Source organism: Paenibacillus sp. PAMC21692 (assembly GCF_014303795.1).
Classification (GTDB): domain Bacteria; phylum Bacillota; class Bacilli; order Paenibacillales; family Paenibacillaceae; genus Pristimantibacillus; species Pristimantibacillus agaridevorans.
This window is the reverse complement of the sequence record NZ_CP060293.1, coordinates 7,498,205-7,518,245: the sequence shown is the minus strand read 5'-3', so window position 1 is coordinate 7,518,245 and position 20,041 is coordinate 7,498,205. Positions and strand designations below refer to the sequence as shown.

19 protein-coding genes are annotated in these 20,041 nt (G+C 53.9%); 14 read left to right on the top strand and 5 right to left on the bottom strand.

Annotation, left to right across the window (positions count from 1 at the left end):
* The first annotated feature begins 1 nt into the window (after position 1).
* The gene (locus H7F31_RS30050) at positions 2 to 1,075 is read left to right on the top strand and encodes a sensor histidine kinase (protein ID WP_187101815.1); all 1,074 of its coding nucleotides are present in this window, start codon (positions 2 to 4) and stop codon (positions 1,073 to 1,075) included.
* Positions 1,076 to 1,289: 214 nt separating this feature from the next.
* Positions 1,290 to 1,964 carry a hypothetical protein gene (locus H7F31_RS30045; RefSeq protein ID WP_187101814.1) on the top strand — a complete coding sequence of 225 codons (675 nt, stop codon included), beginning with the start codon at positions 1,290 to 1,292 and terminating at the stop codon, positions 1,962 to 1,964.
* A gap of 634 nt (positions 1,965 to 2,598) precedes the next feature.
* On the opposite strand, the gene H7F31_RS30040 is transcribed toward H7F31_RS30045, so the two are convergent.
* Together H7F31_RS30040 and H7F31_RS30035 are read right to left on the bottom strand one after the other, a co-directional pair.
* A complete protein-coding gene (locus H7F31_RS30040) occupies positions 2,599 to 2,817 on the bottom strand; it encodes a DUF5957 family protein (protein ID WP_187101813.1) in 219 nt (72 codons plus the stop codon).
* A gap of 274 nt (positions 2,818 to 3,091) precedes the next feature.
* Positions 3,092 to 4,546 (bottom strand): multicopper oxidase family protein, encoded by a 1,455-nt coding sequence (locus H7F31_RS30035; protein ID WP_187101812.1) that lies wholly within the window; start codon positions 4,544 to 4,546, stop codon positions 3,092 to 3,094.
* 267 nt (positions 4,547 to 4,813) lie between these two features.
* Between H7F31_RS30035 and H7F31_RS30030 the strand changes: the two genes are divergently transcribed.
* The 9 genes from H7F31_RS30030 (at position 4,814) to H7F31_RS34385 (ending at position 13,655) form a co-directional block, all read left to right on the top strand.
* Positions 4,814 to 5,512 (top strand): response regulator transcription factor, encoded by a 699-nt coding sequence (locus H7F31_RS30030; protein ID WP_187101811.1) that lies wholly within the window; start codon positions 4,814 to 4,816, stop codon positions 5,510 to 5,512.
* Complete coding sequence (locus H7F31_RS30025) at positions 5,509 to 6,873, top strand: sensor histidine kinase (protein ID WP_187101810.1); 1,365 nt, start codon at positions 5,509 to 5,511, stop codon at positions 6,871 to 6,873. The genes H7F31_RS30030 and H7F31_RS30025 overlap by 4 nt, the downstream gene beginning before the upstream one ends.
* A 310-nt stretch (positions 6,874 to 7,183) precedes the next feature.
* Positions 7,184 to 8,158, top strand: a complete 975-nt coding sequence (rocF, locus tag H7F31_RS30020) for an arginase (RefSeq protein WP_187101809.1) — start codon at positions 7,184 to 7,186, stop codon at positions 8,156 to 8,158.
* A gap of 151 nt (positions 8,159 to 8,309) precedes the next feature.
* Positions 8,310 to 9,917, top strand: a complete 1,608-nt coding sequence (locus H7F31_RS30015; protein ID WP_187101808.1) for a spore germination protein — start codon at positions 8,310 to 8,312, stop codon at positions 9,915 to 9,917.
* 42 nt (positions 9,918 to 9,959) lie between these two features.
* On the top strand, positions 9,960 to 11,072 hold the full coding sequence (locus tag H7F31_RS30010; protein ID WP_187101807.1) for a GerAB/ArcD/ProY family transporter: 1,113 nt from the start codon (positions 9,960 to 9,962) through the stop codon (positions 11,070 to 11,072).
* Positions 11,069 to 12,313, top strand: a complete 1,245-nt coding sequence (locus H7F31_RS30005) for a Ger(x)C family spore germination protein (RefSeq protein WP_187101806.1) — start codon at positions 11,069 to 11,071, stop codon at positions 12,311 to 12,313. The genes H7F31_RS30010 and H7F31_RS30005 overlap by 4 nt, the downstream gene beginning before the upstream one ends.
* A gap of 15 nt (positions 12,314 to 12,328) precedes the next feature.
* Positions 12,329 to 12,523 carry a CLC_0170 family protein gene (locus H7F31_RS30000; RefSeq protein WP_187101805.1) on the top strand — a complete coding sequence of 65 codons (195 nt, stop codon included), beginning with the start codon at positions 12,329 to 12,331 and terminating at the stop codon, positions 12,521 to 12,523.
* A gap of 381 nt (positions 12,524 to 12,904) precedes the next feature.
* Positions 12,905 to 13,501, top strand: a complete 597-nt coding sequence (locus H7F31_RS29995) for a hypothetical protein (protein WP_187101804.1) — start codon at positions 12,905 to 12,907, stop codon at positions 13,499 to 13,501.
* Between the two features lie 28 nt (positions 13,502 to 13,529).
* Positions 13,530 to 13,655 (top strand): hypothetical protein, encoded by a 126-nt coding sequence (locus H7F31_RS34385; RefSeq protein ID WP_261800184.1) that lies wholly within the window; start codon positions 13,530 to 13,532, stop codon positions 13,653 to 13,655.
* Here H7F31_RS34385 and H7F31_RS29990 read toward each other — a convergent pair.
* On the bottom strand, positions 13,644 to 14,567 hold the full coding sequence (locus H7F31_RS29990; RefSeq protein ID WP_187101803.1) for a DMT family transporter: 924 nt from the start codon (positions 14,565 to 14,567) through the stop codon (positions 13,644 to 13,646). The two genes, H7F31_RS34385 and H7F31_RS29990, sit on opposite strands and share 12 nt — an antisense overlap.
* A 476-nt stretch (positions 14,568 to 15,043) precedes the next feature.
* On the opposite strand from H7F31_RS29990, the gene H7F31_RS29985 reads away from it, so the two are divergent.
* Both H7F31_RS29985 and H7F31_RS29980 read left to right on the top strand, forming a co-directional pair.
* Positions 15,044 to 15,220, top strand: coding sequence for a hypothetical protein (locus tag H7F31_RS29985; protein WP_187101802.1), 177 nt, complete (start codon positions 15,044 to 15,046; stop codon positions 15,218 to 15,220).
* A gap of 79 nt (positions 15,221 to 15,299) precedes the next feature.
* Positions 15,300 to 15,620 carry a hypothetical protein gene (locus tag H7F31_RS29980; RefSeq protein ID WP_187101801.1) on the top strand — a complete coding sequence of 107 codons (321 nt, stop codon included), beginning with the start codon at positions 15,300 to 15,302 and terminating at the stop codon, positions 15,618 to 15,620.
* 115 nt (positions 15,621 to 15,735) lie between these two features.
* On the opposite strand, the gene H7F31_RS29975 is transcribed toward H7F31_RS29980, so the two are convergent.
* Both H7F31_RS29975 and H7F31_RS29970 read right to left on the bottom strand, forming a co-directional pair.
* Positions 15,736 to 17,289 carry a copper amine oxidase N-terminal domain-containing protein gene (locus tag H7F31_RS29975; protein WP_187101800.1) on the bottom strand — a complete coding sequence of 518 codons (1,554 nt, stop codon included), beginning with the start codon at positions 17,287 to 17,289 and terminating at the stop codon, positions 15,736 to 15,738.
* A gap of 223 nt (positions 17,290 to 17,512) precedes the next feature.
* A complete protein-coding gene (locus H7F31_RS29970) occupies positions 17,513 to 18,487 on the bottom strand; it encodes a 3'-5' exonuclease (RefSeq protein WP_187101799.1) in 975 nt (324 codons plus the stop codon).
* 151 nt (positions 18,488 to 18,638) lie between these two features.
* Here H7F31_RS29970 and H7F31_RS29965 point away from each other — a divergent pair, with 151 nt between their 5' ends.
* On the top strand, positions 18,639 to 19,874 hold the full coding sequence (locus tag H7F31_RS29965) for a multidrug effflux MFS transporter (RefSeq protein ID WP_187101798.1): 1,236 nt from the start codon (positions 18,639 to 18,641) through the stop codon (positions 19,872 to 19,874).
* The last annotated feature ends 167 nt before the right edge of the window (positions 19,875 to 20,041 follow it).

The window sequence follows — 20,041 nt, the reverse complement described above, 5'->3', positions numbered from 1 at the left end:
GATGAAGACACTTCGCATTCGCAAATTTTTGTTGTTATGCCTGTTCTTTTTTTTGCTGCTTCCCTGGATCTTCTACTTGGGGGCGTATTATCTGGAGTATGGAACAATTCGGATTGCGACGGGAGGCGTAGACAAAACGAGCGTATTGCCCGTTCATGCGCTTATTGCGGGACTGTTGCTAGCGTTGTTCGTCGTGGCGATGAGAATGAGGAGGTATCTGCTTAAGCCTCTGGAAGGACTCGGCGCGGCGGCCCGGCAGGTCGCTGCCGGAGAACGGGAGATTACGCTGCCGGCGGTTCGCTTGACCGAGATCGCCGAAGTTCGGGACGCTTTCGACGTCATGTTGAAGGCGCTCAATCAATCCCGTCTGAAGCAAAAGGAGCTTGAGGAGGAACGCCGCTTCGTCATCGCGGCGCTGGCGCATGACCTTCGAACGCCGTTATTCGCGCTCCGAGGTTATTTGGAAGGCCTGGAGCAAGGGATTGCCCGATCGCCCGAGAAGATGGCCCGTTACCTGTCCGTATGCAAGGAGAAGTCCGCGCAACTGGATCGGCTGGTGGAGGAGCTGTTCGACTTCGCGAAGCTGGATTACGTGGAGCCGGAGCCGAATGCGTCGTCCGTTGATCTGGCTGCCGTGCTCCGGAGATCGATGGACAGCTTGAAGCCGCAGGCGGAGCAAAGGGGGATTTTATTTGCCGCAGAGGGATTGGAGAGTCATTGCTTTATATCCGGCGAAGACCACTTATTGGAACGCACTTTCGTCAATCTGCTGGAGAATGCCGTCCGGCATACGCCCGAAAGAGGCGGGGGCGTCATCACTGTTCAATGTTACCGGGACGGCGGCCTTGTCCACTTCGCAATCGGAGACACGGGCCCGGGTTTCGCGCCAGAGGAGGTGCAGCGGGTATTCGAGCCGTTATATCGCGGGGAGGCTTCGAGAAATCGTTCCACAGGCGGCACCGGGCTCGGTCTGACCATCTCGCGGCGGATTATAAGGAAACACGGCGGGGAGCTTGAGGCGGGCAACGGTCCGGATGGCGGGGCGCTGATATCGGGTTGGCTGCCAATGGGGTGATTGATCTTGAAGCTTGCGACTATTATAGGTTTGCACGCACTCCAATCCTTTAGGGGCGGAGTTTTTTCGTTAAGAAGAAGACTTACGATTTTTCTTCCATAGTAAAATAAGAACATGTATAATGGAACAATCAATCATCTTAGCGCGAAGCACGCGCCGTTGTCTCTTTTTGAGATAGCGGCGCCTTTTTATTTGTCTGAGGGAGTTGAAGCGAATGTCATTCGGCGCGTTATTTGATCAATTTGCGAGAGAACAACTTTGTGAAGCAACCGGCAAAAGGCTGGAGATGCTCCAGAAGGATTTGTTGGCGGAAAAGAAAATGTTCCAAGAGGTGTTGTGGCCGGCGTTTCGAACGTTTAAAGGTTTTACGATGCAATTCGAGATTGTTACCTTTACGGGAGTTTCGATTTACATTGACGCATTCTATGAGCCGCTAGGCATTGCGTTTGAGAGCGAGGGCTTTGTCGCGCATGCGGAGAACATTACCCGCGACAGATTCGATTTCGAAAGGCATCGAGTACGTACATTGACAAACAAAGGTTATCTGTACTACCCGTTTACTTGGGACGAGCTGAGCAAGAGACCGGATAAATGCAGAACGAGTTTGTTCGAGTTATTGGGAGCGCTAGGAGCAGTAGAGGGAGAAGAGTTATCTCTTTATGAACAGAAGGTAATTGCTTACGCTGCTTATATCAACAAGCCAATCTATCTGAAGGATGTGCAAGATTGTTTAAAACGAGGCGAGGACGTGAGTCGGAAAGTACTGAAGAATCTTCAAGCCAAACATCGAATCAAACCGCTGCGGACCGGCAAACAGCGTGTTCACGCGTATGTACTAACAGATGAGCTTGGGAATAGGCGGGGGAGAAATATTTACAACCGGCTATGAACTGTGTTATATGCTAAAGAAATGAACTAAGCACAATCCCCCTTTTAGCAAAGTAATCAAGTTACTTGAAACTGCGGCACCCATCATACGAAAGTTTCATGCATCAGCCTAGCTGTAATCACGAGTAACCAAGTTACTTGAAACTGCGGCAGCAAAGTACGAAGGGCCGCCGAGCGCAATAGCCCGAAAAAATCGGGCTATAGCAGCGCCGCCGGCCCCGCCGAGCGCAATAGCCCGAAAAAATCGGGCTATAGCAGCGCCGCCGGCTCCGCCGAGCGCAATAGCCCGAAAAAATCGGGCTATAGCAGCGCCGCCGGCCCCATCGAGCGCAATAGCCCGAAAAAATCGGTCTATTGCAGCGCCGCCGGCCCCGCCGAGCGCAATAGCCCGAAAAAATCGGGCTATAGGAGCGCCGCCGGCCTCGCCGAGCGCAATAGCCCGAAAAAATCGGGCTATAGGAGCGCCGCCGGCTCCGCCGAGCGCAATAGCCCGAAAAAATCGGGCTATAGCAGCGCCGCCGGTCCCGCCGAGCGCAATAGCCCGAAAAAATCGGGCTATAGCAGCGCTGCCGGCCCCGCCGAGCGCAATAGCCCGAAAAAATCGGGCTATAGCAGCGCCGTGCCCCGCGCCCGGGCTAAGTCGCCCTGCGCGGCTGCTTCTTGGCGGGGACCCAAATAAAGGCTGCGACGGCGCAAAGGATCGAGAGGATCCATGGGAGATACTTTAATCCCTTCAGCCAAGCAGATTGTCCTAACGTCAAGTAGGCGGTGATGGCGATAACCTCGCTGACGATAATGCCGCCTATAAAACCTACGATTAATCCTGCGATTGCAAACAACGTTTTTCTCAACATTTTCGTTTCCCCCATTATAAAGTAATGTTTACTCCCATTTACCCGTTCCTTATATCCCAAAATGCAGGCGTTGCATAATGCCGACGATACGCGCGGCATATCTTAGCAAAAATACCCATGATACGCGCGGGATATCTCAGCACAATACCCCATGATACGCGGGGCATATCTCTGCAAAATGCCTACGGTACGGGCGGCATATCTCCAAAAAAATGCCCACGATACGCGTCCCGTTTCTCTCCGCAAAATGTACATACTTCAGCTCGGCCTAACACTAATCCGGCAAATTGCCCGACTTCGTACCAACGCGATACGGCGTCGTGACGCCTTCGTAATTAATCATCATCGACATGCCGTTCGCCGCGTGGCCGAGATTGTGGCAATGCTCCATCCATAGTCCGGGGTTGTTGGCTTGGAATGCGATTTCGTATTCGTCGCCCTGAAAGAGTAGAACGCTGTCGGCGTATACAGGGCTTCCCGTCAACGGTTTGCCGTTCTTCGTCAGCACCTTGAACAAATGGCCGTGCATATGCATGGGATGCTCTGCGCCGAACTCGTGCTTAAGCGTGATTTTGATCCATTCGCCTTCCTTGACCATAAGGGGAGGGATCTCATGGAATCGCTTGCCGTTGATGTCCAGAAGACCGAGTACGAGCTCGTATTCGCGGTCGAACGTCATGTCGGCCGTAATGCCGTCATCAAGCGGCGCGCCGTAGGAGGCGAGATCGAATTCGGCGCCTTTTTTGTCGAGCCGGGCGGGTAGCGCCCCTTCCCCAAGCGTAACGCTCAACGCTTCTTTATTCCGGCTGTACACCTGGACTTGGCCGCTCTGAGGCATGGTCAGCAGCACGTCATAACGTTGCCCGCCTCCGATCGGAATCCATTGGTCCCGGATGACGTCCGGACCGTTTAGATCCTGTCCGTCCATCGATACGACTTGAAAATCCGCTCCAGCAACGCCCATCCATTGCACCTCGCTTGCGCTGTTGATCAGGCGGAGCCGAATACGCTCCCCGGGCTTCGCGGCAAGCGTGTCGCCTTCGCGCTTGCCGTTGGTCAGCCAATGCTTGTCGGCAAGCTTTTGCAACGTGACCGCGTAGTCCCTATCGTACCGAAGAGAATTCTCGCGGGGCTCCACGATCAGTCTGCCTATCAGGCCTTTCTGAGCCTGCTCGGAGCTCTGCTGGTGCGAGTGGTACCAGTACGTCCCGGCATGCCTCGCTATGAATTCGTACGTAAAGGATTCGCCGGGGCCGATCGCATCTTGCGTCACGCCGGCGACGCCGTCCTGCGAGCAAGGAAGGACGATGCCATGCCAATGAATGGTGACGCCGCTGTCGATATCCTTGTTGTTAAGCTTGACAATGACGCGGTCCCCTTGTTGAACTCGAAGCTCGGGACCGGGCGTCGTCCCGTCGAAGGTCCAGGCGGAGACGGTTCGGCCGCCGATATCGACCTTCGTCTTATAGGCCGTCATCTCAAAGGACGAAGTTGGCGCGGAGGACGACGCCTCCGTCATGTCTGCGCAGGAGGAGCCCCCATCGCCTGCCGTGCCACTCCCGGAGTTCATATGCCCGGCATGGTCGGCATGACCGCTCATATCGGCCATATTGATCTCCTCCGGATATTTCAGCTTACACATGCCGCAGGCCGCCGTTACGAGGGGGAGCAGCGCCAAGAGGGCGGCGATGCAGAGCATCGGAACCAGCGGGGATCGTAGTCGTTTCATCTATGATTTCGCCTCATTTCCTAAGTGGATGTACCGATTGTAGCAATGAAATGTTGTGAACTTGTGACGAAGTTTTTCGCATTCCGTGAAATTGCGGAGAAAGGTTATTCTTTTTTTGACAAGGCGATTCCGGAGCTCTAACATACAACCTAGAAGCACAAGGTGAAACGACTGTCGCCTTTTCGTGGCGAAGCGCGTTACATTCCGGGAAAAATCGAAAAAGGATGTCGACTCGTTTCTATATTTTCAACAAAGGGAGGATCTTGCATGGCGCATACGCTGCTGCTTGTAGATGACGAACAGAAGGTACTGGACTTCGTGGAGCCTTACCTGAAGGGTGAAGGTTATGTCGTCGTAACGGCGAAGACTGGCCTTGATGCGCTTCGTCTGGCGAAGGAACATAAGCCAGAGCTTGCCATTCTGGACTGGATGCTGCCGGAAATGAGCGGCATCGACGTCTGTCGGGAGCTGCGTCGCGAGACTGCGATGGGCATCATCATGGTAACGGCCCGGACGGACGAGACGGACAAAATCGTAGGGCTCGAGATGGGCGCCGACGATTACCTGACAAAACCTTTCTCCCTAAGAGAGCTGCATGCGCGAATCCGAGCGGTTCTTCGGCGGATGGAGGGAGGAGCGGGAGGCGACAAGGAGAGGATTCTGCAGCGGAGCGAACTCACGATCTCGGAATCGCAATGCAGAGTCTGGAAGCAGGGCGAGGAAATAACGTTGACGCCTACGGAGCTGAAGCTGCTTCTGACGCTGGCGGCGAAGCCGGGCATCGTGTACAGCCGGCTGCAGCTGCTTCAGGCTGCGCTGGCCGAGGATCTGCTCAACGACGAGAGAACGGTCGACGCGCACATTAGCCGCATCCGCAAAAAAATCGAAGCCGATCCGTCAAGCCCGGTTTATATTCAAACGGTATACGGCTTCGGCTACCGATTCGGCGGCGGTGCATCCTCATGACCGTTCGGCGCAAGCTGTTCCTCGCGATGGCGGCGCTCGTCGGCAGTCTGAGTCTCATTCATATCCTGATTGCCGTTTTCGTCGTAAACGGGGCGTTAAAATATATGGATATCGCGAATCGCGACGAAGAGATCGCCCATCTGGCGGACCGGCTATTGGACTACTATAACGCTCACGACAACACATGGAGCGGCATTGATGCAACGAACCTGATCACATCCGAAGACGCATGGCCGCTCGAGACCAGCTTTCTCCTGATATCGAAAAATCGGGAATTGCTGCTTCTTGCCGGTACCCGCAATGAAGCCGAGATTCGAACATTCGGGGAGAAGCATGATCTCGTAGCGAATGGAGTCGAAGTCGGCATTCTGTATTATTACCATCCCGAGGCGGCTAATCTGACCAAGCTCCAATACGGGATCGGAAGCTCTGTAACGGTGATCCTGCTGGCGTTCTCGGTTATTCTGCTGCTTGTATCGCTCATCGTGGCCTATTGGCTTGCCAAACGGATGACAGCTCCCCTTCAGGCGCTCGTGCCCGCCATCGATCGGTTGGGCGGCGGAGAACTCGGCGCGCAGGTGCCCGTGCTCGGCAAGGATGAATACGGTAAAGTTGCCGAGTCGTTTAATGCGATGTCGACTCAACTGGAGCGAACGGAGATGGCCAGAAGGAGTCTGGTGGCGGACGTTGCGCATGAGCTGCGGACGCCGCTGACCATCTTGCAAGGCCAGCTGGACTTGCTTCAGCAGCAGGGGAGAGCCGCCGAGCCCCATGAGCTGTTATCGCTGCAGGATGAGTTGATCCGGCTCGGCAAGCTGGTTAACGAACTACATCAATTGTCGATGGCGGAAGCGCACAAGCTTGTGTTGGATCGTAAACCGGGGTCGCTGGAAGAACTGCTGGGACGGATCTTGAACCGATACGGCGAGGAAGCAGAGGAGCGCGGGATGACGCTCGTCCTGGAGGATCGAAGCGGCAACCCTCAGCTATGGCTGGATTGGGATCGCATGACGCAAGTATTCCTAAATTTGATCGGGAACGCGATGCGTTATACGCCTGACGAAGGAACGATCACTGTCGAGATCAGCGCTGAGCTTGAACCTGCTGGCAGCGAAGCGCCGGTGGTCGTTGCAGCCATTGCGGATACAGGCCCGGGCATAGCGCCGGAGCATCTGCCTTATATTTTTGACCGATTCTATCGCAGCGACGATGCTCGCGATCGTAATAGCGGGGGGATGGGACTGGGACTTGCCATTGCCAAAGAATTTGTCGCCGTTCATGGGGGCTCAATTGAAGTTAAGAGCAAGCTTGGGATCGGTACGACGTTCGTCGTGAAGCTGCCCGTCAGCCAAAAAAAATAATGATTTATGGTTCGCAGGCGTTGTCCCGTGAATAGGATAATAACACATTAGGCGACGAGGGGGACTTTCGCAGAACATGCCAACGCCGAAGCCTTCATCATGGGACGCCATGACGCTGGCCGAGTAATATAGAGCCTGCAATTACAAGCCGATGCCCATTGTTATTGCAAGTGGGAAGGGATCCGGGTCACCGATCTAGAGGGCAATCGGTTCATGTTATCTATCGACTGGGACGTTATCCGCATCAAGCGAGTTTTGGAATCTGCCACTCCGTAGCTGCCTGTAAAGTCATCTTGGGAGGATGAGCGGCATGAACATTTCGCGGGATAAAATATCGGTAATCCGGGTGCCGTTTGGCTTGGGAGGCGCCATTGCCGGTGCGGAACAGGGGCCGGCGAGCATACTGGCGGCAGGTTTGCTGGATGAATTGAAGCATCTGGCGCCGCATGGGGTGAGTTGTGACGAGGTACGGATGGAACAACCGTATCGGGACGCCGCCAGTGCGCATACGAACTCGGAGTCCGTTTATGCGAACAGCAGTCTTAACCTGTCTCCGCGAAACCGACAGGACGGGATCATCAAATATGAGCCGCAAGTGAGGGCGATGTGCGAACGAACGGCGGATCGCGTGGCGCGGGCCGCCCTGTACGGAAGCTTCCCGCTTGTGCTTGGCGGTGACCATAGCGTAGCGATAGGTACGCTTGCCGGCATGTCTCGCGTATACGACAAGCTGGGGGTGATCTGGGTGGACGCGCATGGGGACTTGAACACGGAGCACACCTCTCCTTCCGGCTACGCAAACGGGATGGTGCTGGCGATCGCTTCGGGGCTCGCTGCATTCAAACAGACGGATATCGGACAGACGAGACGGCTTCTGCGCAATCGGAATATCGTTCTCGTAGGCATCCGGCAACTTGACGATGGGGAGAAAACCTTGATTCGCACGCACGGTATTCATTGTTTTACGATAATGGACATCGATCGGCTCGGTATCCAGGAAGTTATCGAGCGCGCGCTTCTGCTGGCAGGCAACGATTCGGACGGCATTCATCTAAGTCTCGACATGGATGCGTTGGATCCTGGAGAGGCCCCAGGCGTAGGGACGCCCGTGCATGGCGGACTTACATTCCGGGAAGCGCGGCTCGGGATGGAGGGACTAGCGGCCAGTCGCGCCATCGCTTCTATGGATATCGTAGGAGTGAATCCGCTGAAAGATAAAGAAAGCCGAACGTCCGGACTGGCAGTAGCGCTGGCAGCGGCATTTATGGGCAAACGTATTCTATGATTATTTCTATACGACTAGAGAGGTCCATGCGGCGAATGACTGCAAGGGCCTCTTGCCCATTTCCAGGTCCATGGATAGAATTTCCCCGGATGGCAGAGACTACTCGAGATAACTTAATCTTGGGCATCTATTTGCCGTCGGTGGTGATTTGATGAATTCGCTAAATAGGAAGGGACAATCGAATAGGCAACAGTCCGAGTCGATCAGCGTCAACCATACGCTGGAGGAATACGAGGGGATGGAGCTAAACGGCGATCTCGTCCAGCTCGACACCATCATGCAGGAGACAGTCGGCGAAAGCGCCGACTTCTCCGTTCGCCGCTTCCGCATCTTTGGACATTATCCCGCGGTCATATACTGCTTCTCCCATATGGTGCAGCAGACGATGCTGAACGAAGAGATCATGAGGCCCCTTATGAATGTGCCCGGTCACTTAAATCCCGAATTGCTTGTTAGGGAGGAGCTGGCGGAGTTTCTCGTCAATGAGACGTTGTACCATTGCGGCGTCGAAACCGAGAAAATGATGGACAGGTTATTGAGCGCGGTGCTTGCGGGTGATACCGTCATCGCGATCGAAGGCGTGAAGGCGGCTCTTCTTATATCTACCCGGGGCATCGAGAAAAGAGGCATCGAGCAGCCGGCAACCGAGCAGGTTATACGAGGTCCGCGCGAAGGCTTTATTGAAACGCTCGGCACTAATCTGGGATTGATTCGTTATCGGCTGCAATCCACGCAATTGCGGGTGGAATCCATGGAGATCGGCCGGCGAACCAAGTCCAAGGTTGCCCTCTGCTACTTGCGTGATATTACGGATCCCAACCTTCTAAAGGAGCTGAAACGCCGGCTTTCGAACATCGACATCGACGGCATATTGGATTCCGGATATTTGGAGCAGTTCATCGAGGATAACAAGTGGTCCCCGTTTCCGCAGGTGCAGTACACGGAGAGGCCGGACAAAATCGTAGCGAATTTGCTGGAAGGCCGGATCGCCATCCTCGTGGATGGATCCCCGCTGGCACTTGTCGTGCCGACAATCTTCGCTCAATTCTATCAGACGGTAGAGGATTACACAGAGCGGTTTCTGCTAATGAGCGCCATCCGATTGGCTCGGCTTGTAGCGTTAATCTTCTCCCTCGTGTTTCCCGCGTTGTACGTAGCCGTCATTTCGTTTAACCCCGAGTTGATTCCTACGGAATTTGCGGTTGCGGTGGCTGGCGGCAGGGCTGGCGTTCCATTCCCGGCGGTCGTGGAGGTGCTTATCATGGAGGTGTCCATGGAAGTGTTGCGCGAAGCGACGATACGGCTTCCGCAGCAGGTAGGCGGCGCGCTCTCCATCGTGGGCGTGCTCGTTATCGGACAAGCGGCCGTAGCTGCCGGTTTCGCGAGCCCCATCACCGTCGTCATCATCGCGCTTACGACGATTGGTTCTTTCGCCACCCCGGCTTACAACGCAGCGCTGGCGCTTCGATTGCTTCGGTTTCCTCTCATTTTCATGGCGGGCACGTTCGGACTCTACGGCGTCATGATCGGTTTGATCCTCATCGCCAACCACATGCTTTCGTTAAAATCGTTCGGCGTCCCTTATCTTAGCCCGATTGTTCCAGGCAACTTTCAAGGGATGAAAGACGTGCTCATTCGCAGTCCGCTAAATTGGATGAATAGAAGGCCGTCCTTCCTGGCTCCGCAGGATGATGTCAAGCTTCGGCCTCCGCAGAAACATCAGGACGGAGAGCGCCCAGACGGGGACCAATCAAGCTGAGAACTAACCCAACAACGAAAGCGGAAAGGAGATATCTGTTCCATGAACGATTCCCAATCCCCTGATTCGAACCGTTCCATTACGGTATTCCAGGCTACGGCCATTCTTGTCAGCACCATAATCGGCGTCGGCGTTTTGCCCCTGCCGCTTTTCGCGGCGAATGCGGCCGATTCTGCCGCGCCGCTCGTCACGCTGCTCGGCATGCTCGTTGCTTTGGCGGGACTTTCGGTCATCACTTGGCTGGGCATTCGTTTTCCCGATCAGACGATCATCCAATATAGCAGCAGCGTGCTGGGCAAATGGGGAGCGGCGATCGGAAGTTTCGTGATCATTCTGTTTTTCGCGATCTTGACATCGCTGACCGCACGGGAATTCGGCGAAGTGGTCGTCACGACGGTTCTCAAGACGACTCCCGTAGAAGTGACGGTTATCTGCATGCTGCTGCTGGCGGCTGCGGCCGTGCGCAAGTCGATCGTGCAGTTCGCGTATATGCATAACTTCTATTTCCCCTTCCTTCTTGTCCCGTGCCTGCTGATCGCGTTCCTATCGCTCAAAAATGCCGAGTTGCTTAATCTGGAGCCCATCATCTCGACCCATTCCGGCAAGGTAGTATTGGGTATGCTGACGGTTGGCGGATTGTTCCAAGGCTCCTTTATCATTACCATGATCATTCCGTCCATGCGCAAACCAGAAAAGGCGATGAAAGCAAGCTTTTTTGGAATCGTTATAGCAGGAGGCTTATATCTGATCATTGTCACGGCGGCTGTCAGCGTGTTCGGCTCGGAAGAAATCAAGATGCTGTTATGGCCCACTCTTGAGCTCGCGAAAGCGACTTCGCTGCCCGCCAACGTGCTGGAGCGATTGGACGCAGCCTTCCTGGCGGTGTGGGTAACTGCCGTTTTTACGACGCTGCTGTCCAGTTATTTCCTGACGATCTATGCCATGAAACAACTTTTTGGAATGAAGGAGCACCGCACCTTGTCCTTTGTCATGCTGCCCTTCATCTATTTCATGGCGATGCTTCCGCAGAACGTCAAGTATATGTATCGCATTATTGAAGACGTGGGACGTTACGGCTTGTTGGTGACGATCGTCTACCCCTTTATTCTGCTTCTTTTGGCGTTGGCGCGAAGGAAGAAAGGGGCGCAGGCATGAGTGGCGTGGCGAAGACGAGGCTGATAGCGACCGTATTGGTCCTGCTTCTGTTTATGCCATTGCTCGCCGGCTGCTGGGACAGGCTTGAGATCGATGACAGAGCGGTCGTGCTGGGCGTTTCCATCGATGAAGTCAGTGACCAAGAGGGCGAAGAAGAGGAACAAGAGGTATCGCATGTAAAGGGCTCCCTTCCTCCTCCAAGCAAAGGGATGGTCCGCATCGGTGTTCAAATCGCTCTGCCCGGCCGCATCCCGCTCGGTCCCGGCGAAGCTGGGGGAGGCAATGGGGAAACGAAAGATACCGTCTGGGTCATCAGCGTCGTAGGCCATACCGTCGACGATGCGTTCATGAACCTGCAGCAGCAAATTTCGGCTCGTATTTTTTTCGGCCATCTGAGAGTCATTGTATTATCCGAAGCCGTTGCCAAAAAGGGAATCGAGAATATTAACGACTTCTTCCGGCGCAACCCGGAGGTTCGTCGAATGGCTTGGATGATGGTGGCCAAGGGCCGCGCGGAGAAACTTATCGAAGCTTCTCCCAAGCTGGAGCGCGTGCCTACGTTATATTTGATGTCGACTCTGGAGAATTCGATCCGCATGGGAAAGTTTCCGAAGAATTACATTGGACAGTTCTGGAGCAATTCGTCGAAGCTGGGTCAGGAAGGATTTCTGCCTTATATAGATATAAAGGAGAACGAAAACGTGGGCGTGCAAGGGCTCGCGTATTTCCGCGGCAATTATTTGGTCGGAACGACCAAGCCGGCGGAGATTTCGGGGTTTCTAGGCATAAGAGGAGTCAACCCGGCGGGCTATCGGGCAATCGTCCAGCTGGAGAAGGGCAATTCCCACAAGACGGTTACCACGAACGTCACGCACCGTTATTCCAGAATCAAACTGGACATCAAGGACGGCCTGCCCCGTTTCCGCATTTTGGTGGAGCTTGAGGCCAATCTGGAGGAGAAAATCGACGGCGAGTTATCCATCGACGATCCCGAAACGATACGGCGAATCGAGCAAGTGCAGAGCGAGGCCTCCGCCGTGTTCTACCAGAATGTCATCCAGCAGACCCAACTCAAGGGCTCCGACATCTTCGGCTTCGGCGAGCAGGTTCGGGCGAAGAAGCCGGGTTATTGGAATAGGAACATCGGATCGAAGGAGAAGTGGCAGGAGATGTACAAGCGGCTTGAATTCGATATCGACGTGAACGTGAAGATCAGAAGGGTTGGTATGAACGCGATGTAAGAAAGGGGATCCGATATGGAAGTAGGCGTGCTGACGATCGGCGTTTCGGGTTACCTCTGTCTGCTTTGCGCAGCCTGCGGCCTGTTCCTGCTCACGATCGATGTCGCGATGGCGGACAGGGGGAGCAAGGATTACAGGACCGCGAAGGCTTTCGGCTGGATTCATCTCGTACTGGCGGCGGCCAGTCTTTTGCTGTTGTGGTTGTTGTAAGAAGGATAGTTTCACATGAACAATGCCGAACGGTGGACCGGCAGGCGTGTGAAACTCCGGTAGCTGACTCGGCTAAGGGACATAAGAGACGCTATTTAACCGTTTTTTCGCCTTGTACGATAGTAACGGACATAGGCGACACTATTTCGCGCGATCGCGGCTATACCTGCCTTGAGATGCGCAAATAGGGGCATCTGTGTCCGTTACGTTTTTAAGCACGCAACAATCGGCACAATAACGTCCGTGATGTCCGTTAGCGCGTTATTGCGGATGGCTGGAATTGAAGCAAAAGCTTGTGCGGCAGCTTTTTTTGAAGCTTCCAGCCGGAAAACTGCGTATAAGAGGAGCACTTCGATAGCGATAGGAAGATCGTGGAGGTGCTTGCAACTGAAGAAGAAGCGCATAGTCATCCTTGTTTGCCTGGCTGCCGTTTTGCTGCTGTCGGCGATGCTGATCATTGATTCGAGGTCCGGCGATAACAAGCAGCGGCTTCTCGTGGAGGGGCGAGGCGTTGCCATTACGGTAGAACGATTCCGCTCCTTTAAGGAAAACGTGGAGCTGGTTGCCGCGGTTTCGGATACGAAGGTGCCGAGCGAAAAGGAGATATTGGACGAGTTAACGGCGACCGAGCTTGCCGTTGCCTATGCCCGGGACAAAGGTTTAACTGCCGCGAGGGAAGAGATCGACGAAGTAATCGATGCCGAAAGATCGGCGCTGGCGGAAGCGGATCCCGACCATGGGCCAGTCATTGAGCTGATGAAACAGCGAATAGGGAAGACTGGGCTGACGGAGGAAGAGTTCTGGTCCAGCGAAGAGACCAGGGCGAACTACGAGCGGTCGGTGCTGCTTGGCGAGTTGGCCGTTATCCTGATTGACGAGGGCACAATCAAAGATTACCGAGAATTCGGCGACTTCCAACGGAAGCTCCTCGAGAAGTATAGAGACAGCATTTATATAGACTTATCTCTACTGCAGTAATAAAACTACGAAATGAAGCATTCATCCAATGGACAGCAAAAGCCGCAAGCCATCCAATTCGGAAGGCGTGCGGCTTTTGGCGGAAGGGGAATTGCTGCATGTTACGGTCGAATCGACGGGAATCAAAAACAAAGAGCGGTCGTTAAATGCTTGAGCTCCGAGCGGTCGTTTTGGAGGCGAGCTCGGCGCGGTCCTGACCACGGCGGATGAACAACCATACGCCTGACAGGATGAAAGCGCCGGCAACCAACTGATAGCCGGTCAACGCTTCTTTTAGCAGCACCCAAGCGAGAAGCGACGAAATGACGGGCTCACCGAGCACGGACATGGACACGGCGGTCGCGTTCATATATTTGAGCAGCCAGTTGAACAAATAATGTCCGAACAGGGTTGGCACGATGGCGAGCAGCAGAAACAGTCCCCATTCTTGTCCGGAGTAGCCCGTAAACGGATTGCCGACAGCGACGTTGTAGACGGCCAGCGCGGTAGCGGCGAACAGAAACACCCAGAAGTTGTAAGGGAACGCTCCTACGTTGTCGCGGAGACCTTTGCCGATCAGCATATGCGCAGCCACGGCGACAGTCCCCAGAAAGGAGAGAATATCGCCCGCCAGCGCGTCGCCGGACAGACTGAAATCGCCGGCCCCGATCATAACGGAGCCGATGATGGCGATGCCCATGCCGGCCAGCATGGCGGAATTGGCTTTTGTTTTATAGATCCAGTAAGAGCCCAGCATAACAAGGACGGGCTCCAGCGTAAGAATGACGGTGGAGCTTGCGACGGTCGTCAGGCGCAGGGATGCCATCCAGAGCAGAAAGTGGAGCCCCAGCATCAGACCGGATGCACCCAGCATCAGCCATTGCTTCCTCGTAAGCGCGAACAGCTCGCGACGGTATTTCCAGGCAAACGGCAGCAAGAGCAGATTGGTGAGATACAGCCGGTACATCGCTATGACGGCGACGTCGGCCTCCGACCATTTGACGAAGATGGAAGAGAAGGAGATGGCGATAATGCCTACTACATAGAGCAGTTCATAGGCGGGAATGCCTTTCGTGCCGCGATTCATGAGTTTTGTCTCTCTTTCGGTCGTGTAATGAATTCCATAGTTGAATATAGCTTATGGACGGGGATGTTTGCCAGTGCAATTTTTGGTTAATGGACGATTGGGCAAAAATGGTTATTGCTGATGAATGCGCTGTCATGATAATCACTTATTAAGCAAGCTAAACCAGATCGAAGGCACCGATTCTCGAGAGGCGCGTGGCGCTGCCTTGATCTTGTTGTTCGAGAGACGAGGATACGGCGGCGCGTGTAAAGGCAAAAAGAAAGACGGGGCTGTCCCAAAAGTGTTCGAATAATAGGGGAACGTTCCAATTTATACGTGAAAGGACCCCAAATTCCACTGTAAACGTGGGAGATGAGGTCCTTTTTCTCAAAAAAATCCGACTAAACGTGGGGCATGAAAAATTTAAAGGACACCAGCAACGCTATTTGAACGTTTTTTGACTTCTCCCCAATCTAACGGACAGGCAGAGGCTGTCTATGAATTTTGCAAAAATGAAATTGCGGGCAAGTGTTTGCTTAGAAATGAACGGGGGCAACTGTAACGGAAATGAAAGGCGTTATTTAAGCAAAAAGCAGCACTTTGCAAATCTAATGGAACTGACAGCCCTTATGATGGGCAAAAATCCGCAGTTTGCCTGGATTTCTCACGAATAACGTCGCAGAGTTCCGTTAGATTTTAATATCAAGCCAAACGATCCATATAAGGACCCACATTTCCGTTAACAGGTTGGCAATGATGGATTTTCAGCAGAGCATTGCGATTAAGCAGAATAGCCGAGCGTTAACGAATCTAGCGATGCTTTTTCGTGTTTTCGGCGATGCTATCCTTCCTGTAGGTGAAAACGGGCAGGATTTCGTCGCCTTCGCCGGCGCACTGTTCCAACGCATAAACATAACGCTCGGAGTTTTCGCGAATTTGAATGTTTTTGCAAATAAACTCCTGTTTCCCTTTGTCGGCTCCGGAGCTCATTCCGTCCCGTGTATTGTCGGCGATGGAGGATGTTGTTCCACTCCGCATGCTGATGCCTATCGGCCTTTAGCCACATATATGTAGCAGCCCCGGCCCAGACCGTCAATAGGACAATCAACGCTCCCAAGAGCGTCCCCGTTCTTCTTCTCATGTGTTATCCCCGATTCGGAGTGTCTACAGTCCGCTAGCTTAAGTCCGCTTACTTGAGCGCTTTATTCTCCCAATTGAGCTGTGCCTGGAACCGATGCTTCTTGAGCTCATCTGCAGATGGATTTGGCACGTTGTCGGCAGTCTTTACGATGACAAGCCTGGATGCGTCGTTCCAGCCGACATCCGCCCCAAATGTCTCCAGTACAAGTCTTGCAGGGACGTAGGTCCTGCCGTTTTTGATCCGCGCGGGCGCTTCCAGCCTCTTCGTTTCGCCATTAATTATGGCTGTATCGGAATCTACGGTCAGCACGAGGGTCGTGCCGTCTTTGCTTGCGGTTACTTTGCGCGCCACGGGATCCCAGCCGATCTTGGCTCCCAGCTTTGTCAACAGCTCCCGGAATGGGACAAGCGTATAGGCATTCTGAATAAAAGGTTCGTTCTCTAGTCGCAGCAGCTCGTTATCCCAGAGGAACGCGGCAGCATATCCTACCTTGACAAATGGAGCAGCCTGCTCGAGCCATTCTCCTGCGTCGGGCAGAGGCTTCTCAAGGGGATGATTTAAGAAATCCAGCCATGCGCCCGTATTCGCGTCGATGGATGGTTGCAGACCTTCCTGGAAGAAGTTGATCTCCGGCTTCAAGCGCAGCTTGTAGGCCAGCTTGCCTCCCACGTATTCCAGATTCAAATCATACATCGACAACAATCGTTTTTTGGCCAAAACGCTGGAATAGGCGGGTTTGATTTTTTCCGGAATCGTCGGATTCTCCCATTGATATTCCTTCGGGAACTTGCCGTCGTAGGTCATCAAATATTGAGGATGCAGCGCATGGATAAGCCTTGGCTGCTCGGGATCGTAAATAGCCTGCCATTTCAAAAACGGATCAACAGCGGAATAGAAGCGATTGGCTGCTTCATTCAAAGAAATTAGGCCGGCGGCATTTTGGGCGGAATTCGGACTATAGGTTTGCTCTTTCCAATAAACCGAATATGCTCGGACGTCGCCCGTTACTCGGTCAACAGTCACATAACCTCCGTTTGATCCGTCGCGAATTCCGTTGTGGGACCGGTCGTAGCGAATGATATGCATTCTGGCCGTATGGAATTCTCTGCCTGCTATATAATCGGAGATGGGATATGGATCGTCCATCCATTGGACATCCAGCGTCCAGTTTTGTTGCTCTACGAATTTGGAGGCGATATCCCGTACTTCTTCGACAGTAAACTTAAAGGTGCTTTCATCGTTAGGATCGCTGGGATACTCCACGACGTAATCCGATTGCAAGCTTGCCGCATACTCCGTAACCTTGCCGTCTTTTGCTTGCAATTTAATGAAGCCAGCCAAGTACGGGTTAGTCGTTCTAGGGAACGATTTTTCTCCCCTGAACGTGATTTCCCAAATTCCGTCAACAAGCTTGGCGTCTGCTTTCGCAGCTGCGGGAATAAGATGAAGCGCATTGGCCCGATCGATGGCTTGGGCGGCGGTATCGATCTTAACCGCGGCGGCTTCCGCCGCATAAGCGGCAGGTGCGGGAGCTGCGGCCAGCACGGCTCCAAAAGAAAGCGAAACGGCTAGCAGAGTTTTGGCTAATTTGTGTGTTATCATCATTTTCCACTCCTACCATTGATGAGGAATAATTGCTCTACAAATAGACGTGGCTAGAAAGGAAAGGTTGCGCTAAAAAAAATTGGTATTGAAGTTCGGATGCAAAAAAGCAGCTATTCGTCGCGAGAATAACCAACTTCTCGCAGAACAGCTGCATTTTTTTAATTGCTATGGAACGGAAAAAGCAGGCCGGCCTGTTTCCTTTGTACGTAAGCAGGGGGAGCTAGACTTGCTCGCCGGTATTGTCCGCAATGGCGTTCGAAGCTGTTTCGCCGCTGATTGCATCGGGGCCTCCAATGTCGGCTGGGGACTCGCTGCCGGCATTTTGCGTTGGCGCAGTTACGCTGCCGGCATTTTGTGCAGGAGCAGCTTCACCGCTGACATTTTGCATAGGAGCAGTTTCGCTGTCGGAGGCAGCTTCTTTGCGCGGCTTCGGTGCAGGCGGCTTGGGTTTCTTCGCGGCCTCGACCTCGAAGTAAGCTTGCAATTCCGCTACCTTCTTGGGATTATCCAGCTTCACCTTGTCTTTGAACACATGCTCCACGAGCGCTTCCCAAGTCGGCTCCTTCTTCTGGGAGCGGAGCAGCCGAATCGCATTTTTGACCAGCCGTCGTTCCTTGGCATTGGAGTGCATATCCTTGTATTTCTGCGTGAAGCTGAAGTCGAGGTGAGGAAATGCCGTGCGGAAAATATCCGCCGTCATCCGCGCGTCGTCCAGCGCCCGGTGGGCGGAGCCCTCTGAGCTTAATCCCAGTTCCTGCAGCGCTGCCTCAACGCTTACGTCGTTCGTGAGTCCGCGATAACGCAGAAAGCCTTTGAGCAGGTCAAAGTAATTTACGCTTAACCAATAGGCGTCGTCGAGCTTGTGCATGCGGGTATCCAGCACGATTCGCTTCAAGTCTTCGCCGCCCCAAGTGACAAGGAGCGGAGACTCGCTGCGCGAAAGCCATTGCAGGAAAGCTCCGATGACGCGCGGGAACCGTTCCGCCGTATCGATGGATTGCTGCGGGATGCCCGTTTTTTTCTGAATAAAGCTATTCAATTTTGCAAAATAAACCGGTTTTATAAAAGCCGTAAATTCGTCTACAAGCTCGAGACGCTCGTTAAGCCGAACGGCGCCGATCTCGATGACCTCCATGGGCAGATCGCTTGCAAACTTGCGGCCGTTAAATTCGATATCCAATACAATATAGTCCAATGCTGTAACCTCCGCTATGAGTATCGCCGCTTCCATTTTAACAGAAATCAGCCCCGAATGCTTCTTTTTGGTATGCGATTGCCAAATGCGGCCTGCCGGGACTACAATGAAAGCTGAGATTTACTGCAGCAAGAGAGGAGTATGCACCATCATGTCTTCCACCAACACCATTGCCGAGCGCGGGGTTAAATCCAGACGTCTTTTCATAGCCGTCATACTCGGCCTGCTTGCGGGTATAGGCCCGCTTAGCATCGATATGTATTTGCCGGCGCTCCCGGCGCTTGCGGATGATTTTAACGCTTCGACGTCGCTTGCGCAGCTCAGCTTGACCGCATGCCTGGTCGGCATCGCGCTCGGGCAGTTGATCGTTGGACCGATCAGCGACGTAAGAGGGCGCAGGATGCCTTTGTTAATCGGCATGGCCGTATATGCCGTCATTTCATTGCTATGCGTGTTTTCTCCGAGCATATGGACTTTTATTTTGCTTCGTTTCGTACAGGGTTTCGCGGGTGCAGCGGGTATCGTAATTTCCCGAGCTAGCGCAAGAGACTTGTATGCCGGCGCGGAGCTGACGAAGTTTTTTGCGCTGCTGATGCTTATTAACGGGGCTGCCCCGATTTTAGCTCCAATGATCGGAGCGGAGATCGTCACGTTTACGTCCTGGAGGGGTGTATTCGCTGTTCTGAGCGCGTCGGGCTTGCTCATGCTGGCAGCCGTTTACGTAGGGCTTCGGGAGACCCTACCTGTCGATCGCCGATCTCGCGGAGGTTTGCGCAATACGTTGGCGACGTTCCGCAAGCTGCTGGGCAATTCCGTTTTTATGGGCTACGCGTTCACGCAGGGCCTTATGATGGCTGCCATGTTCGCTTATATTTCAGGATCGTCCTTTGTTCTGCAAGAGCTGTACGGCGTGACGCCGCGCGGATATAGTCTTGTGTTCGGGCTTAATGGCGCAGGCATCATCCTGGCGAGCCAAATCGCGGGTAGGTTGGCAGGCAAAGTGCCTGCACGCAGGCTGCTTGCGGCAGGTCTGTCGATGGCAAGCCTCGGCGCGATTATTCTGATGGCCGCCGTTTTGCTTGGTCTCGGCTTGCCGATGGTCATTGCCGGCTTTTTCTTCGTCGTGTCCAGCATCGGCATTACCAGCGCGACGACGACATCGTTGGCGCTGCAAGATCAAGGACGTTCGGCGGGAAGCGCCTCGGCGCTGCTCGGCATGCTGTCCTTCGTCTTCGGCGGAATCGCAGCGCCGCTCGTAGGTCTTGGCGGCGAAGGGACGGCTCTGCCGCTGGCAATCGTCATGATGGCGTTGATCGCGGCGGCCGTCGTGTGTTACGCGTTGTTTACGCGCGGGCCAAAGAGAGCCGAGGATGCGGCTGGGCGTTAGCCGCCGCAGCGCGCAGGGGAACCGGCCTTAAGGCACTACGCCAGTGGCGATGTCGATGTGTATGAAAAATCATACACGATCAGCCGGAGGGTCCTGCGCCAGCGGCAACGTGTATGAAAAATCATACACAATCAGCCGTAAGGGCTTGTGCCAGCGGCAACGTGTAT

Excerpts from the sequence above, each read along its gene's own strand:
- H7F31_RS29965 (WP_187101798.1), top strand. The coding sequence starts at position 18,639 with ATGTCTTCCACCAACACCATTGCCGAGCGCGGGGTTAAATCCAGACGT.
- H7F31_RS30045 (WP_187101814.1), top strand. The coding sequence starts at position 1,290 with ATGTCATTCGGCGCGTTATTTGATCAATTTGCGAGAGAACAACTTTGT.
- H7F31_RS30000 (WP_187101805.1), top strand. The coding sequence starts at position 12,329 with ATGGAAGTAGGCGTGCTGACGATCGGCGTTTCGGGTTACCTCTGTCTG.
- H7F31_RS30015 (WP_187101808.1), top strand. The coding sequence starts at position 8,310 with ATGAATTCGCTAAATAGGAAGGGACAATCGAATAGGCAACAGTCCGAG.
- H7F31_RS29980 (WP_187101801.1), top strand. The coding sequence starts at position 15,300 with ATGATGGATTTTCAGCAGAGCATTGCGATTAAGCAGAATAGCCGAGCG.
- H7F31_RS30005 (WP_187101806.1), top strand. The coding sequence starts at position 11,069 with ATGAGTGGCGTGGCGAAGACGAGGCTGATAGCGACCGTATTGGTCCTG.
- H7F31_RS29975 (WP_187101800.1), bottom strand. The coding sequence starts at position 17,289 with ATGATAACACACAAATTAGCCAAAACTCTGCTAGCCGTTTCGCTTTCT.
- H7F31_RS30050 (WP_187101815.1), top strand. The coding sequence starts at position 2 with ATGAAGACACTTCGCATTCGCAAATTTTTGTTGTTATGCCTGTTCTTT.
- H7F31_RS34385 (WP_261800184.1), top strand. The coding sequence starts at position 13,530 with ATGGACAGCAAAAGCCGCAAGCCATCCAATTCGGAAGGCGTGCGGCTT.
- H7F31_RS30035 (WP_187101812.1), bottom strand. The coding sequence starts at position 4,546 with ATGAAACGACTACGATCCCCGCTGGTTCCGATGCTCTGCATCGCCGCC.
- H7F31_RS30040 (WP_187101813.1), bottom strand. The coding sequence starts at position 2,817 with ATGTTGAGAAAAACGTTGTTTGCAATCGCAGGATTAATCGTAGGTTTT.
- rocF (WP_187101809.1), top strand. The coding sequence starts at position 7,184 with ATGAACATTTCGCGGGATAAAATATCGGTAATCCGGGTGCCGTTTGGC.
- H7F31_RS30025 (WP_187101810.1), top strand. The coding sequence starts at position 5,509 with ATGACCGTTCGGCGCAAGCTGTTCCTCGCGATGGCGGCGCTCGTCGGC.
- H7F31_RS30010 (WP_187101807.1), top strand. The coding sequence starts at position 9,960 with ATGAACGATTCCCAATCCCCTGATTCGAACCGTTCCATTACGGTATTC.
- H7F31_RS29990 (WP_187101803.1), bottom strand. The coding sequence starts at position 14,567 with ATGAATCGCGGCACGAAAGGCATTCCCGCCTATGAACTGCTCTATGTA.
- H7F31_RS30030 (WP_187101811.1), top strand. The coding sequence starts at position 4,814 with ATGGCGCATACGCTGCTGCTTGTAGATGACGAACAGAAGGTACTGGAC.
- H7F31_RS29985 (WP_187101802.1), top strand. The coding sequence starts at position 15,044 with ATGAATTTTGCAAAAATGAAATTGCGGGCAAGTGTTTGCTTAGAAATG.